The organism is Nocardia sp. NPDC006044 (assembly GCF_042871115.1).
Classification (GTDB): Bacteria; Actinomycetota; Actinomycetes; order Mycobacteriales; family Mycobacteriaceae; genus Nocardia.
The window spans coordinates 258563-273304 of sequence record NZ_JBIAID010000006.1; the positions used below are offsets into that span (position 1 = coordinate 258563).

Genomic DNA, 14742 nt, shown 5'->3' on the forward strand with positions numbered 1-14742 from the left:
GGTTTTCGCTCCCGGACGGCCGATCCATTATGTGTCATCAGCCGCTGCGCAGACGCAGTAACACTGGCGGCGTTCCCTCGGCCCTGCGTGGTCACGCTTCGCTACCGCCGCCGGGCCTGACGCTCGCGCCGCAGTGTCAGCCTGCCATGTTCGCGCGCCGCGACCAACCTGCTCCCCGGCCCGCCGCCGCCGACCGCGACACCGCCCTGTCCGCGCCAGTCGGTGATCAGCTCGTCGACCGCGTGTAAATGCTTGCCGGTCAGCGCTTTCGCCCCGCCGGCCAGCAGCCAGGCCCGGACCGCCCGGCGGCGCAGCGCGGCGGGCGCAGTGGCGAGCGTCTCGATCGAGAGGGTCGCGCCATCACTCGCGGTGTGCAGCAGCTCACCCGCGAGGGCGTCGAGCACCGCTCCGTCTTCGCGCAACTGGCCGGCCGTCCGCGCGAGCGCCGCGGCGACGCCGCCGCCGAGCACGTCCTCCAGCAACGGCAGCACCTCGGTGCGCAGCCGAACCCTGGTGAACTCGGGTGATGCGTTGTGCGGGTCCTCGTGCGGCGGCACGGCCACGTCCGCGCACAGCTGCCGGGTCACCGTCCGCCGCACCCCGAGCAACGGCCGGCCCCACGGCTCGGCCCACTCGGTCATCCCGTGAATGGACCGTCCACCCGACCCGCGGGCCAACCCGAGTAATACGGTTTCCGCCTGATCATCGAGGGTGTGCCCGAGCAGAACCGGCAGCCCGTCGCGCGCCTCGTCCAACGCCGCGTATCGAGCCTGCCGCGCCGCCGCCTCCAGCCCGCCGTCGCCGTCGACCTCGACCGGGAGCACCCGAGCGGAGCGGCAGCCGAGTGCCAGCGCGGCCGCCGCGGCATCGGCCGCGACCACATCCGAGCCGGCCTGCAACTGATGGTCGACGACCAGCGCATCGACCGCGCCCACCTCGACCACGGCCGCGGCGGTGAGCGCCAGCGAATCCGCACCGCCGGACAGCGCGACCGCGACCGCTGTCCCGGCATCGCTGTTCGGCGCGTAGGCGGCAACCCAATCCCGCACCGCGCGGCGCACTTCGAGCACGGCGGCCGTCTCCGGCAGTCGCCGCGGACCGGATGATCCGCCGCCCCCCGGCGACAGCTCACCCCCGTGTCCGGAGACCCGAGGTCTCCCTCCCGGCGCACGCCCCATTCCCGCAGCCTACCGAGGCCCTTCGCGCCCGCTCTGCCGCAGCATCGCACCGCGAGCGCCACGGCCGTCTCCGACAACCGGGGCGGTGCACCCACCCGTGCCGACGGCCCTACGCCGCGCGGCCGACGAACGAGCGCGCGGGGTCAGCCGAGGACGCGGGTGACCCAGAGTTCGGGGCGTTCGATTTCGTCTGTGCGAGGCAGGGTTTCGGCGTTCGTCCAGATGGTGTTGAAACGTTCCATGCCGACCCGGCCGACGACGTCGTCCACGAACGCCTTGCCGCGGACGTATTGCGCGACCTTCGCGTCTACCCCGAGCAGCGCCCGCATGATCCGCTGCAACGGGTTGGTCGGGCGCTTGCGCCGCTGATCGAACGCGGACCGGATCTGTTCGACCGACGGCACCACCGCCGGGCCGACCGCGTCCATCACATGATCGGCGTGCCCTTCCAGCAGCGTGCCGAGCATCAGCAACCGGTCCAGCGCCTCGCGCTGCGGCGGCGCCTGGGTGGCCCGCAGCAGCCCGACCACGCCGCGGGCGGCGGGATCGTCGGGACGACCGCCGCGGCGGCGATCGCGGACCTCGTCGAGCAATCGGGACAGCATCTCGTTGAGCGGCTCGTCGCCGACCTCGCCGAGCACCTCGACATTGGCCCGCATGTAGTCGGCCAGCCAGGGCGCCGAGGAGAACTGCACCCGGTGGGTCACCTCGTGCAGGCAGACCCAGAGCCGGAAGTCGCTCGGCGAGACACCGAGCGCGCGTTCCACCGCCACGATGTTCGGCGCGACCAGCAGCAGCGTGCCGTCCGGCCCGGTGAACGGGTCGTACTGGCCGAGGATCGCGGTGGACAGGAAGGCGAGCATCGCGCCCGCCTGCACGCCGGCCGGTTTGCCTTGCAGCAGCCCGCGCTCGGCGGTATCGCTACCGGTACCGGTCAGCTGGCCCATCGAATCGGCGGCCGCGGTGATCCAGCCGGGCCGGTCGACGATGCGGGCGGCGGGCACCGGCTGGTCGTCGAGCAGCATGCTCACCTCGCGGACCGGTCCCTCCGCGCGCACGGACGCGTCGGCCAATTCGGCGACCACCTGCTCGGCCGAGAAGCGCGAGGTCCGCGGCCCGGACGGCACCAGGGCCGCGCCGGTCTTGGCGGCCAGCTTCCAGTCGACGGCACCGGAGAACCCCGAACGGCTCTTGGACTGCTCGACCACCCCGTTACCGGCGGGCACGACGGAACCCGTACCGGTATCAGCTGGGTCGGAACTTTCTCCGTGCATTGTCAACCACCCGTCACGAGCATCCACAGTTGCGTAGCGTGCCTGCGATCGCATCCAATGCCGGTCTGCTCACCTCCGGCGGTCGATCGTTCGACATCAACGCGAAGGTCAGCACCCGCCCATCGGCGTCGAGCACATACCCGACCAACGCGCTGGACACCGACAGAGTTCCGGTCTTGGCCCGGACGAACCCGGCACCCTGCCGGTTGCGTTCGACATACCGGCTGGTCAACGACCCGGTCGCGCCCGCGATCGGCAGGTCGTCGAGCAGCGGCGCCAAAGTCGATGCGAGGCGGTCGTTCTCGGGCCTGGCCATGGTGTTCGCCGGCTGCACGGCGGTCGACGCGTTCGGCTTGGCCGCGGTCGCGACCACCCGGTCGAGCAGCTTGGCCGGAATGCGGTCGTCCACCGACAGGCCGCTGTTGTCCTGCATGTCCAGACCGGCCAGGTCGAAGCCCGCCTTGCCGAGCGCGGTGCGCACCGCGTCGACCGCGCCGGCGAACGAGGCCTCACCGCCGTTCGCGACCGAGATCTCCCGTCCGACCGCCTCGGCGAGGATGTTGTCGGAGTAGACCATCATGTCGCGCAGCCGGTCGCGCAGCGGCGCCGATTCCACGATCGCCACCTGGGCCGCGCCGGGCGCCGCGGTGCCGATCCGCACCCGGGCCGGATCGAGACCGAGCTCGGTGGCCAGCCTGCGCCCCGCGTCGAGCGCCGGTGTCGGGGTGCGCGGCGAGTACTCGACCAGCGGCTGCAACCGGCCGCCGTCGATCATTACCGACTCCATCGGCGCGATCGAGCCGTCGTGGATGTCCACCGGATCCCAGCCCTTGGCCATGCTCGGCCCGGTGTAGGCGGAGGTGTCGACCACGATGGTGTCGACGCCGCGCCCCGAATTCTTGATCTGGGTCACCAGATCGGACACCCGCGCGGCGTGCGGGTAATAGCCCTTGCCCTCCGGTTCGGCGGTCAGCGTCGGATCGCCGCCACCGACCAGCACCAGTTCGTTCGGCGCGGCCCCGGCCACCACCCTGGTGGTCAGCCGGTGGTTGTCCGGCAGCGTGAGCAGCGCGGCGGCCGTGGTCAGGATCTTCGCGGTCGACGACGGGATCATCGGCCGGGCCGGGTCGCCGCTCCACAGCACGGTCGCGCTGTCGGCGTCGGTGACCTGTCCGGAGAACGCGCCCAGATCGGGATTGCCGATGACCGGCGCGAGCGCGGCGGCGATGCCGGCCGGGCTCGGCGCGGGCGCGTTCGAGGGCGCCGGGACAACCTGCGGGAACGGCCGGACCGGGGCCGGCGGCGCGGCCGTGGTCAGCCCGCCGTGCCGGAATTCCTCGGTCCACGGCTTCACCGTGAGCAGCACGCCCCCACCCGCCGCGAGGACGACGGCCAGCGTCACGCCGAGTCCGATCCAGATGTTGCGGCGCCGCCGGGCGGCCAAGCCACCGATGTTCTTACCAACCACAGCCCGCAGCTCTCCTCGACTGATTTCCGCAGCAGCCGCCTGCCGCACCCATGTCCCCGCCGACCACACTATCCTCGTTGCGCAACCGTTCCCCCGAACAACCTGGCGAGTCGGCAGTCGTGACTGCTCATGCTCATAGATGCACCGAAGGAGATGGCGTGGAGTTCGACGTCACCATCGAGATCCCCAAGGGCTCTCGGAACAAGTACGAGGTCGATCACGAGACCGGACGGGTCCGGCTCGACCGGCACCTCTACACCTCCATGGTCTACCCCGCCGACTACGGCTACATCGAGAACACCCTCGGCGAGGACGGGGACCCGCTGGACGCGCTGGTCCTGCTGCCCGAGTCGGTGTTCCCCGGCTGCCTCATCGAGGTACGCCCGGTGGCGATGTACAAGATGGTCGACGAGGCAGGCGGCGACGACAAGGTGCTGTGCGTGCCGGCCGGCGACCCGCGCTGGGAGCACATCCAGGACCTGAAGGATGTGCCCGAGTTCGAGCTGGCCGCGATCAAGCACTTCTTCGAGCGCTACAAGGATCTCGAGCCCGGCAAGTACGTCAAGGGCTCGGAGTGGGTCGGCCGCGCCGAGGCGGAGACGGAGATCACCGCCTCGATCCAGCGGCTGAAGGACAACGGCGGCCACTGAGCCGTACGGCGCGCACAAGCGGGAAGTCCGTTCGGGCTTCCCGCTTTTCGTGTGCTATCCGGCCACGCGCCGCTGATTGCGTTCGGCGATCACCTGATCGAGGTGCTCGCCGAGCAGCGCGAGAATCGGCGCCTCCACCTCACCGTCGAGCCGTTCGTGGGTGAAGTGCGCGTCCTCCATCGGCGCGAAAGCCTCTGCCGCCGAACGGTATACGCAGTAGGCCTGATGGGTCCGGCCGAGCGCCTGCAGGATCAGCCCGTGCATCACCAGCACCCTGGCCCGCGACAGCGGCCCGATGGCGCGGTTGAGCATCCGGACGGCCGCGTCGGCGATCGGTTCCGCCTGTTCCAGCTGCCCGGCCATCATGTGCACGTGCGCCAGCCGCGCCAGCGCCCAGCCTTCGCGCAGCTCCACCCCGCTGAGCCGGGCCAGCCGCAGCGACTCGCGGCACAGCTCGATCGCCTCCGTGTGGTCGCCCTGGAATCCGCGGCTCACCCCCAGCTCGTGGGTCGCCATCGCCTCCAGTGCGGCGTTGCCGATCTTCGCGGCCAGGGTCTTCGCCTCGGCCGCCCGGTCCTGCGCCTCGGCGAATTTGCCTGCGTCGGAGAGGGTTTTGGCCATGTGCACCAGGCTGGCGCATTCGACCGCCGGATCCTCGACCCGCCGGGCCAGGCGGATCGCGCGTTCGGCGTGCCCGAGCGAGGCCGCGGTCTCGGTGCCCATCCTGGTCGAGGAGGCGAGCAGTTGCGCCGCGAACGCGATCAGCCGCACGTCGGCGGCCGAATCGGGGGTGAGCGACAGGGCGACCCGCTGATGATCGCGGCCCTGGCGCAGGGTGCCGAGCGAATAGCTGTAGATCGCGCCGAGCGTCACCCGGATCCGGCATTCGATCCGGCGGTCACCGGCCCGCAGGGCGGCGCCGAGCAGCTTGTCCAGCGCCCGGGACAGCTCCTGGCAGTGCGGGCCACCGTCGATCAATTCCGCGGTGGCCCAGGCGATATCGGCGGCGGGTCCGAGGGCTGGACCGCCTACCCGCGCGGTCTGTTCGTAGAGCGAGATCAGGTTCGGCCGCTCGACGTCGAGCCAGTACTGCGCGGCGATGCTGTCCCGGAACGACAGCCCCTCGGCCACCGTAGAGCCCAGGTGTTCCGGTAACCGCGATCCCGGATTACACACTGCCATCAGGTTTTTCATCGTGGCGAGATAGAAGTCGAGCAGGCGGGCCAGCGCGCCGGACACCGGCTCGTCGGCGTCCGGGCCGAGGTGCAGTTCGCGGGCGAACAACCGCGGCAGATCGTGATAGGTGTAGCGCCCGGACGCGCTGGTCTCCATCAGGTTCAGATCGACCAGCGACTCGCAGAGCTCCTCGACCAGCATCCGATCCGAACCGAGGATCGCGGCCGCGCCGTCCAGGGAGATCTCCGCGACCTCCGGCACCGCCAGCATCCGGAACGCCCTGGCCTGCGCGCAATCGAGCTGGTCGTAGCTGAGCCGGAACGCCGCCTCCACGGCGAGGTCGCCGCTGCGCAGCGTGCCGAGCCGCTGCTTCTCGTCCGCCAGCCGCTCGGCCAGGCTGGCCACGCTCCAGTTGGGCCGGGCGGCCAGCCGCGCGCCGATGATCCGGACCGCGAGCGGCAGCCCGCCGCACGCGTCCAGCACGCTGTCCACCGCGGCCGGCTCGGTGCCGACCCGGCGCAGCCCGGCGATCCCGGCGAGCAGCGTGCGCGCCTCCACCCGGTCCAGTACATCGAGCCGCACTCCGAGAATGCCGACCACACAGGGTAATTCGGGCATGGACGAGCGGCTGGTGATCAACACCGCGGAGCCGGGCGTGCCCGGGATCAGCGGGGTCACCTGGTCGACGTCGCGGGCGTTGTCCAGCACCACGAGCATCCGTTTGCCGTCGAGGAAGCTGCGGAACTGGGCCGAACGCTCGGCCAGCGTCGGCGCGATCTCACCCTCCGGAATGCCGAGGGCGCGCAGGAAATCGCCGAGGGTGTCCGCGGCCGGGGTGCCCGCGTGCCCGGCGGGGCCGCGAGCCTGCGCGAAGCCGCGCATGTCGACGTGCAGCTGCCCGTCCGGGAACTGGTCGCGCACCCGATGCCCGACATGCACCGCGAGCGCGCTCTTCCCGATCCCGCCCATGCCGGCGATCACACACACCGGCACCGCGAAACCGTCTGCCCGGGTGAGCCATTCGCTGATCTGCCGGACCGTGTCCGCGCGGCCGGTGAAGTCGACCACATCGGCGGGCAGCTGGGCGACCCGGCCGACCGTGCGCCGCGGCGGGCGCACACTGACCCCCGCGTTGTCGGTATCGCGCCGGGGCGCTCGCAGATCCGCGCGCAGGATGCGCTGGTGCAGTTCGGCGAGTTGCTGACCGGGCTCGATGCCGAGCCGTTCGATCAGCACCTTGCGGGTGTCGGCGTACACGGCGAGCGCCTCGGCCTGCCTGCCGGCGTGGTACAGCGCGGTCATCAGCAGGCCGCGGATCTGCTCCCGCATCGGGTGCTCGCCGCACAGCGGGGTGAGTTCCGCGATCACCTCGGGGTAGCGGCCCAGGCGCAGATCCAGCTCGATTCGCTGTTCCAGCAACGCGATTCGCCGTTCGACCAGCTGGGTGCGCTGGCGCTCGGCGTACGGACCGGGCAGCCCGGCCAGCGGCGTGCCGGACCACAGCCGCAGCGCGGCGTCGAGGCGTTCGCGCGCCGCCTCGACCGTACGCGCCGGCTCGGTGCCGATCCGCTCCGGCTGGACGTCGAGCAGCATGTCCTCGACCAGTTCCACATCGACCACGCCGGGGGCCAGCCGCAGCGCGTAGCCGCCGCCGAAGCCGACCAGCACCGTGGCGGCCGCGCCGGTCGGCCGGTCCGGCTCCAGCACGCGGCGCAGGTGCAGAATGTGGTTGCGCAGCGCGCCGATCGCGCTCGGCGTCGGATGCTCGCCCCAGACGCCGTCGATGAGTTCGGACACCGTCGCCGAACGTCCGCTGCGCAGCAACAGGGCCGCCAGCAAGGCTCTGCGCTGTTTGGAGCCCAGATCGAGCTCCAGCTCATCGCGCCACGCACGCACCTCGCCGAGTACAGCGAACTTCAGCATTCGGTCCTCTCTCTCTGACCGTCGGTCGTTCACCGATGAACGTAGACAATCGTCGGACGTCTCGACGACCAGGCCCGGGCGAAGTCACCGATGAGCCATCGCTGATCCGACGTCACTGTTCAGACATCCAAGCAATGGATTCATGAGGTTTTCATGACAACCAACTGATCGGGCGCTGGTATGGGCGCGGGAGCGGACGGATGATGCCCGCCCTCGCCGGGCCGAGATCGGTTGCAGATGTACAGATCCCGGTCACCGTATGTTTGCATGCCCTCCCGGCGGCGGCCACCGGCGCGCGGCGGATCACGTCGCGTGGTGGTGCTAGCACCACCACGCGTCCCCCGCAGGCGATACTCCGGATTCGGGTGCGCGCGGCATGGGCCGGACGGCCGCCGATTCCTAGGCTCGAAGCGTCGGGGACGCACCCATGCCTTCCGGCTCGAACAGGAGGAAATCACTGCTCATGAACCCATTTCGGCGTAACTGCGGGAAAGCGGTCCTTTCGGCCGCGGTGGCCGGTGCGGTACTCGCCGTATCCGCGTGTGGCGGTGACACTTCGGATTCCGCGCCGAAGGATCCGGCGAAGTCCGCACCCGTCGCGGTCAGCACCGCGATGGACGACGTGGTGCGCACCGGAACGCCCGGTGTGCAGGTGGTGATCGACGGCCCCGGCGGCCATCGCACCTTCACGGCAGGCGTGGGCAACCTGGACAGCCGTGCGCCGTTCCCGGAAGACGGTCGCGTCCGGATCGGCAGCAACACAAAGACATTCGTCGCGACGGTGATCATGCAGCTGGTGACCGAGGGCAAGGTCGAGCTGGACGCGCCGATCGAACGCTACCTGCCCGGGCTGGTGCAGGGCAGCGGCAACGACGGCAACCGGATCTCGGTGCGCCAGTTGCTGCAGCACACCAGCGGCCTGCCCGACTACCTCGGCCACGGCACCGCCGACGGCGTCGTGCGGGAACATTCCGAGCAGCTGAACCCGGACGACGAGGCGCTGCGCCGGCAGCATTTCGAGATGGCCGAGCTGGTGCGCCGGGCGATGACCGCGCCGCCGAACTTCGAACCCGGCGCGAAATCGGTCTACACCAACACCAACTACCTGATCGCCGGCCTGCTGATCGAGCGGGTGACCGGGCGTCCGGCCGCCGAGGAGATCGGCCGCCGGATCATCGAACCGCTCGGCCTGCGTGACACCTACGTGCCCGCCGCGCGCGAAATGACCATCCGCGGCTCGCATCCGCAGGGCTACCACGTCGTGAACGGCAAATCGGTCGACTTCACCGACCTCGACCCGTCCTGGGGCGGCACGGCCGGCGACATGGTCGCCACGCCGGCCGACCTGAACCGGTTCTTCACCGCGTTGCTGGCCGGAAAGCTGGTCGCCCCTGAGCAATTGGCCGAGATGCGGCGCACCGTGCCGTTCGACCGGATGCCCGGCGCCGGTTACGGACTCGCGCTCATCCAGCGCAGCACGCCGTGCGGCAAACAGGTGTGGGGCCACGGCGGCAGCATCCCCGGTTTCGAGACGCGCAACGGCGTGACCGCCGACGGCACCGCGGTGACCGTCACGGTGAATCAGCTGCCGACCTCCGAGGAGAGTGCCGACGCGGTCACCCGGGTGCTGGATGCCGCGCTCTGCTCCGCCTGACCCACCCGCCTCGCCGCACCGATACCGGTTGCGGCCGAACGACTTCGAAGGATCATCAGTGAAACGCACAAGAGCGCTGACGGCCGTGCTGGCCTCGGTCACCAGCCTGGTGGCAGGCGCCGGGCTGATCGGTTGCGCGGGGCCCACCGCGAAGGCGGAACCGCCTGCGCTGGACCGCTTCTACAGCCAGCGGCTGGACTGGAAGGCGTGCGGGGAACCGGCGCTCGACGAGGCAGGCGCGCAATGCGCCGATGTCACCGTGCCGCTCGATTACGCTGCGCCGCAAGGGCCCACCCTCACCGTCGCGATCTCCCGGCTGGCCGCCGATCCCGCGCAGAAGCGCGGCGTCATGCTGTCCAACCCGGGCGGCCCCGGCGGCGCCGGACTGGATTTCATGGTCACCGTCGGCAAGGCGATGACACCCGAGGTCCGCGCCCGCTACGACCTGATCGGCATGGACCCGCGCGGCGTCGGCCGCTCCTCCCCGGTGCAGTGCCACTGGCCGCGCGGCATCGGCCTGCAATCGGCGGGCGTCGACGCGGCGAGCTTCGCCGAATCCGTGGCGATGCAAGGCGAACTGGCCGCTCGCTGCGCCACCGCGGAGGCGGCCCGGCTGCCCTACATCACCACCCGCAACACCGCGCGGGACATGGACGTCATCCGCGGCATCTTCGGTGAGGAGCGGATCAACTTCTACGGCACGTCATACGGCACCTACCTGGGCGCGGTGTTCACCCAGATGTTCCCCGAACGCAGCGACCGGATCGTGCTGGACAGCGCGGCCGATCCGGACAGCTACGGGACGGTCGGCATGATGCAGGCGATGGGGCCGCCCAACGAGGCCGCGCTCGACCTCTGGGCGGATTGGGTCGCCGCGCGCGACGGCGAATACCACTTCGGCACCAGCCGGGCCCAGGTTCGCGGCGCGGTGCAGGATCTGATCCGCCGGGGCGCGGACAAGCCGATCCGGTTGGGCGAGTACGAGATCGACGATCACTGGATACCGCTGGTGCTGTTCGTCGGGCTGGACTCCCCGGACCAGTACGAGATGCTGGCCGGTCAGATCCGCAAGATCGCCGACGCCGCCGACGGCAAGCCGGTCGAGGTCGACCCGACGCTGGACGCCACCCTCGGGTACGCGTTGAAGGCCCGGCCGCAGGACAATTCGGCCCAGATGGCGATCATGTGCGGCGACGTGGCCGCACCGCGCGACCCCGGATTCTATTGGCGCAACATCGAAGCCGCGCGCGCCGCGCAACCGGTGTTCGGCGCGTTCAGCAACAACATCACGCCGTGCGCGTTCTGGGCCCCGCCCGCCGAACCCGCCACCGTGGTGCGGAATTCGGTGCCCGCCCTGATCGTGCAGTCCACCGGCGACACCCGGACCGCCTACGCGGGCGCGGTCGCCATGCACCGCGACATGAGCGCGTCACGCATGGTCACGCTGCAGGACGTCCCGATCCACTGGATCTTCGGGCGCTACCAGAACTCGTGCGCCTACGCGGCGGTGAACACCTACTTCCGCGACGGCACATTGCCCGCCGCCGACGTCACCTGCCAGGCGGATTGAGCATGGCGTAAAAGGCCTGAGCCCCAACGGGTTCAGGCCTTTCACGCGTTCAGATAGGCGAGCACCGCCAGCACCCGGCGGTGCCCGACATCCTCGGTGGACAGCCCGAGCTTGGCGAAAATACTCCGAATGTGTTTGTGCACAGCGCCTTCGCTGACCACCAGCCGTTCGGCGATGGTCGCGTTGTTGTGCCCCTCCGCCATCAGCGCGAGCACCTCGCGCTCGCGGGCGGTCAACGCCGCCAGCGGATCGTCGGCCTTGCGGCGCACCAGCAGCTGCGAGATCACCTCGGGGTCCATCGCGGTGCCGCCCGCGGCGACCCGGCGCAGCGAATCGAGGAAGCGATCGACCTTGCCGACCCGCTCCTTGAGCAGATAGCCCACCCCGCCCGCGCCGTCGCCGAGCAGTTCGGCGGCATAGCTGTCCTCCACCCAGGACGACAGCACCAGCACCGGCAGGCCGGGGTGCACCTTGCGGGCGCTGACCGCCGCGCGCAACCCGTCGTCGGTGAATGTCGGCGGCAACCGGATGTCGACGACCACCGCGTCCGGCCGGTCCGCGGTCACCGCGGCGAGAAAGTCGTCCGCGTTGTCCACCGCGGCGACCACCTCGATGCCCGCGGTGCTCAGCAAGAGCACGAGACCCTCCCGCAGAAGGGCGTCGTCCTCGGCGATCATGACCCGCACGGCAGCTCCACCCGCAACACAGTAGGGCCACCGGGCGGGCTGGTCAGCACCATGCTGCCGTCGAGCGCCTCGGCCCGGCGCCGGATGCCGGCCAGGCCGCCACCGTAGGTCTCCACCGCGCCGCCGACGCCGTCGTCGCGGATCTCGATCCGCAGCAGTTCGGGCGGGCCGCCGATGGTCAGCGAAAGGCCTTCGGCGCCGGAATGTTTGGTGGCATTGGTGAGCGCCTCGGTGATCACGAAGTAGGCCGCCGCCTCCACCGCGGCCGGCCGCCTGCCCGCTTCGCTCGAGTCGAGCACGCACGGGATGGGGCTGCGCGCGGCGATCGCCGAGATGGCGCTCACCAGGCCCCGATCCGAGAGCACCGGTGGATACACGTTGCGCACCACGTCCCGCAGTTCGGCAAGCGCGGCCGTCGCGGTGTCCTGTGCCTTGCGCACCAGGCCCTGCGCCGCCTCCGGATCCTGATCACGCAGCTGATCGGCCAGGCCGAGCTGCATGATCACCGCCGCGATCCTGGCCTGCGCGCCGTCGTGCAGGTCGCGCTCGATCCGGCGCAGTTCCGCGCCGTGCGCGTCCAGCGCGGCCGCCCTGGTCGCGGTCAGCGCGGCGACCCGGTCGGCGAGCACGACGCCCTCGGCGGGTCCGAGCAGCGCGCGGGCCAGCAGCGCCTGCCAGCGCGCGGCCAGCGGGATCTGCAGAACGATGTAGCCGACCAGGATCCCGATGAGAAAGCTCAGCGCCGCCCGCGGCCAGGAGCCGACCTCGAATCCGTAGTTGGTCAGCTGCCCGGGCGGGACATGCTGCCAGATCAGGGGGGTGGCCAGCTGGACCAGAACGCTGATCGGCAGCGCGATCGCGAACAGCCCGGCATAGATTCCGGTCAGCGCGTGCGCGACCAGCCAGGCGAAGTCCCGGCGATTCGCCGGATCGAGGAATACCGTGGCCACCCGCTGCCGCAACCCGCCGGTCAGGGGTTGATAGGCCTCGATGATCGGCTCACCGAGTCGCTTCGCCGCCCTGCGGCGTTCGAACGCCACCAGCGGCCGGACCAGCCGGACCGCCTCGGGCAGCGCCGGAATCCCCACCCCGATCAAGCAGAACGAGCCGACCAGCAGCAGGCCGATCACCGCGAACAGGGCGAGCACCGACGTCGCGGCGCCGACCGTCAGATACCCGATCGCACCGGGCAGGCGCCGCAATCGATCGCGCACCGTGCGCAGGACCACCATCACCCTGGCCATGCTGTCAGAACGGCAGGCGGGTCCGCCCGCCCGGTCGCCGCCGCGCCCCGGTCCCTCATCGACCCGGGCGCGGCAGGACCGGATGCGATCACGCCGAGCCGGAACCGTCCGCCGATCTGCCCGCGGCGCCGTCGCGGTGGCCGGTGCCATCCGGCGGGCTCACCGCCTCGCCGCCGCCGAGCAGCAGCCCGGCCTGATCCACCACCCGCACCTCGGCGTCGACCACCGACTCCGACTCACTGGCGGCCGCGTCCTTGGCCGCCTGGATGCCGCTGACCATGCGCAACGGCACCTCCCGCCAGAACAGCACCAGGATCAGCGCGAGCAGCGCGATACCGGTCGCGGACAGGAACACCGTCGACATGGATTCGGCGAAGCCGACCTTGAACGGGCGGGCCAGATCCGGGCTCAGCTGCTGGATCACCGAGCTGTCCTTGAGCACCGAACCCGCGGCCGAAGTGTCCTGCGCGAGCAGGCCTTTCGCCAGTGCGGCGTCGGCGGGGTTGCTGCTCTGCGCGCCCTCGACCACCGCGTGCTGGAACTGCGGATCGGCTGCCGCGCTGCGCATCTCGTCGGAGATGTTCGGGGTCAGCTGGGCGAACAGGATGGACAGGAACACCGCGACACCGAGCGTGCCGCCGATCTGCCGGAAGAACGTCGCGGCCGCGGTGGACACGCCCATGTCCTTGGGCGGCAACGCGTTCTGCAACGCCAGGGTGAGCGGCTGCATCAGGTTGCCGAGCCCGAAACCGGTGCACGCCATGAAGATCATCGCGAGCCACAGCGGGGTGTCGGCGGTCAGGAAGTGCAGCAGGAACAGGCCCAGCGTCAGCATGCTCGCGCCGATGATGGTGAAGCTGCGGTAGCGGCCGGTCCGCGAGATCAGCTGGCCGGACACGACCGAACCGGTCATCAGACCGAGCACCATGGGCAGCATTTGCAGACCCGCCAGCGTCGGGCTGGCCCCGCGCACCACCTGCAGGTACTGCGGCAGCAGCGAGATGCCGCCGAACATGCCCGCGCCGACCACGAAGGAGATCACCACGCCGAGCGCGAAGGTCTTGTTCTTGAAGATCCGCAGCGGGATCAGCGCGGCGTCACGCAGCGCCTTCTCGACGAACACGAAGCCGATCACGCCGATTACGCCGATCACGTAGCAGGCGATGGAACGCCCACTGGCCCAACCCCATTCGCGCCCCTGCTCGGCGACGATGAGCAGCGGCACCAGGCCGACCGCGAGGACGAACACGCCCCACCAGTCCACCCGGTCGGTGGAGTGCGGCCGCTTCGGCAGCTTGAGCACCCGGTACACCACGGCGAGCGCGATCAGGCCGATCGGCACGTTCACCAGGAACACCCAGCGCCAGCCGCTGACCCCGAGGATGGTGTCCTGCCCGGCCAGCACGCCGCCCAGCACCGGGCCGATCACGCTGGAGGTACCGAACACGGCCAGGAAGTAGCCCTGGTACTTGGCGCGTTCCCGCGGCCCGACGATATCGCCGAGAATGGTCAGCGCCAGCGACATCAGACCGCCGGCGCCGATGCCCTGCACGGCGCGGAACGCCGCGAGCTGATACATCGACTGGGCCATCGTGCACAGCAGCGAGCCGACGATGAAGATCGCGATGGCAAGCATGAAGAACTGCTTGCGGCCGAACATGTCGGACAACTTGCCGTACAGCGGCGTGGCCAGCGTCGCGGTGATCAGGTAGGCGGTGGTGGCCCACGCCTGCAACGAGTAGCCGTTCAGGTCGTCGGCGATGGTGCGGATCGCGGTGGACACGATCGTCTGGTCCAGCGCCGCGAGCAGCATCCCGAGCATCAGCCCGCTCAGGATCACCAGAATCTGGCGATGAGTGAACGCGGGTGGCGCCTCCACCTTCTCCACGGTTGTCACGACTGCGCCTCGCTAGCGCTCG

Annotated in this window: 10 protein-coding genes; 3 read left to right on the plus strand and 7 right to left on the minus strand. The window is 70.5% G+C overall.

What is annotated here, in order from left to right:
* Positions 1-101 precede the first annotated feature (101 nt).
* The 3 genes from tilS to dacB form a co-directional block, all read right to left on the minus strand.
* The gene (gene tilS, locus ACFYO1_RS40545) at positions 102-1070 is read right to left on the minus strand and encodes a tRNA lysidine(34) synthetase TilS (RefSeq protein WP_387243867.1); all 969 of its coding nucleotides are present in this window, start codon (positions 1068-1070) and stop codon (positions 102-104) included.
* A 251-nt stretch (positions 1071-1321) separates the two neighbouring features.
* Positions 1322-2452 (minus strand): zinc-dependent metalloprotease, encoded by a 1131-nt coding sequence (locus ACFYO1_RS40550; protein WP_387243870.1) that lies wholly within the window; start codon positions 2450-2452, stop codon positions 1322-1324.
* A 13-nt stretch (positions 2453-2465) separates the two neighbouring features.
* Positions 2466-3905 (minus strand): D-alanyl-D-alanine carboxypeptidase/D-alanyl-D-alanine-endopeptidase, encoded by a 1440-nt coding sequence (gene dacB, locus ACFYO1_RS40555; protein WP_387244128.1) that lies wholly within the window; start codon positions 3903-3905, stop codon positions 2466-2468.
* A 173-nt stretch (positions 3906-4078) separates the two neighbouring features.
* On the opposite strand from dacB, the gene ACFYO1_RS40560 reads away from it, so the two are divergent.
* The gene (locus ACFYO1_RS40560) at positions 4079-4570 is read left to right on the plus strand and encodes an inorganic diphosphatase (RefSeq protein WP_387243873.1); all 492 of its coding nucleotides are present in this window, start codon (positions 4079-4081) and stop codon (positions 4568-4570) included.
* Between the two features lie 54 nt (positions 4571-4624).
* Here the strand turns inward: ACFYO1_RS40560 and ACFYO1_RS40565 are convergent, their stop codons facing one another.
* The gene (locus ACFYO1_RS40565; protein WP_387243876.1) at positions 4625-7669 is read right to left on the minus strand and encodes a BTAD domain-containing putative transcriptional regulator; all 3045 of its coding nucleotides are present in this window, start codon (positions 7667-7669) and stop codon (positions 4625-4627) included.
* A gap of 463 nt (positions 7670-8132) precedes the next feature.
* On the opposite strand from ACFYO1_RS40565, the gene ACFYO1_RS40570 reads away from it, so the two are divergent.
* A complete protein-coding gene (locus tag ACFYO1_RS40570) occupies positions 8133-9323 on the plus strand; it encodes a serine hydrolase domain-containing protein (RefSeq protein WP_387243879.1) in 1191 nt (396 codons plus the stop codon).
* 58 nt (positions 9324-9381) lie between these two features.
* Entirely contained in the window at positions 9382-10893 is a 1512-nt protein-coding gene (locus ACFYO1_RS40575) for an alpha/beta fold hydrolase (RefSeq protein WP_387243882.1), read from the plus strand.
* Positions 10894-10934: 41 nt separating this feature from the next.
* Here the strand turns inward: ACFYO1_RS40575 and ACFYO1_RS40580 are convergent, their stop codons facing one another.
* The 3 genes from ACFYO1_RS40580 to ACFYO1_RS40590 form a co-directional block, all read right to left on the minus strand.
* On the minus strand, positions 10935-11579 hold the full coding sequence (locus ACFYO1_RS40580) for a response regulator (RefSeq protein WP_387243885.1): 645 nt from the start codon (positions 11577-11579) through the stop codon (positions 10935-10937).
* Entirely contained in the window at positions 11567-12823 is a 1257-nt protein-coding gene (locus ACFYO1_RS40585) for a sensor histidine kinase (protein ID WP_387243888.1), read from the minus strand. The genes ACFYO1_RS40580 and ACFYO1_RS40585 overlap by 13 nt, the downstream gene beginning before the upstream one ends.
* 88 nt (positions 12824-12911) lie before the next feature.
* A complete protein-coding gene (locus tag ACFYO1_RS40590; protein ID WP_387243891.1) occupies positions 12912-14720 on the minus strand; it encodes an MDR family MFS transporter in 1809 nt (602 codons plus the stop codon).
* Positions 14721-14742 lie beyond the last annotated feature (22 nt).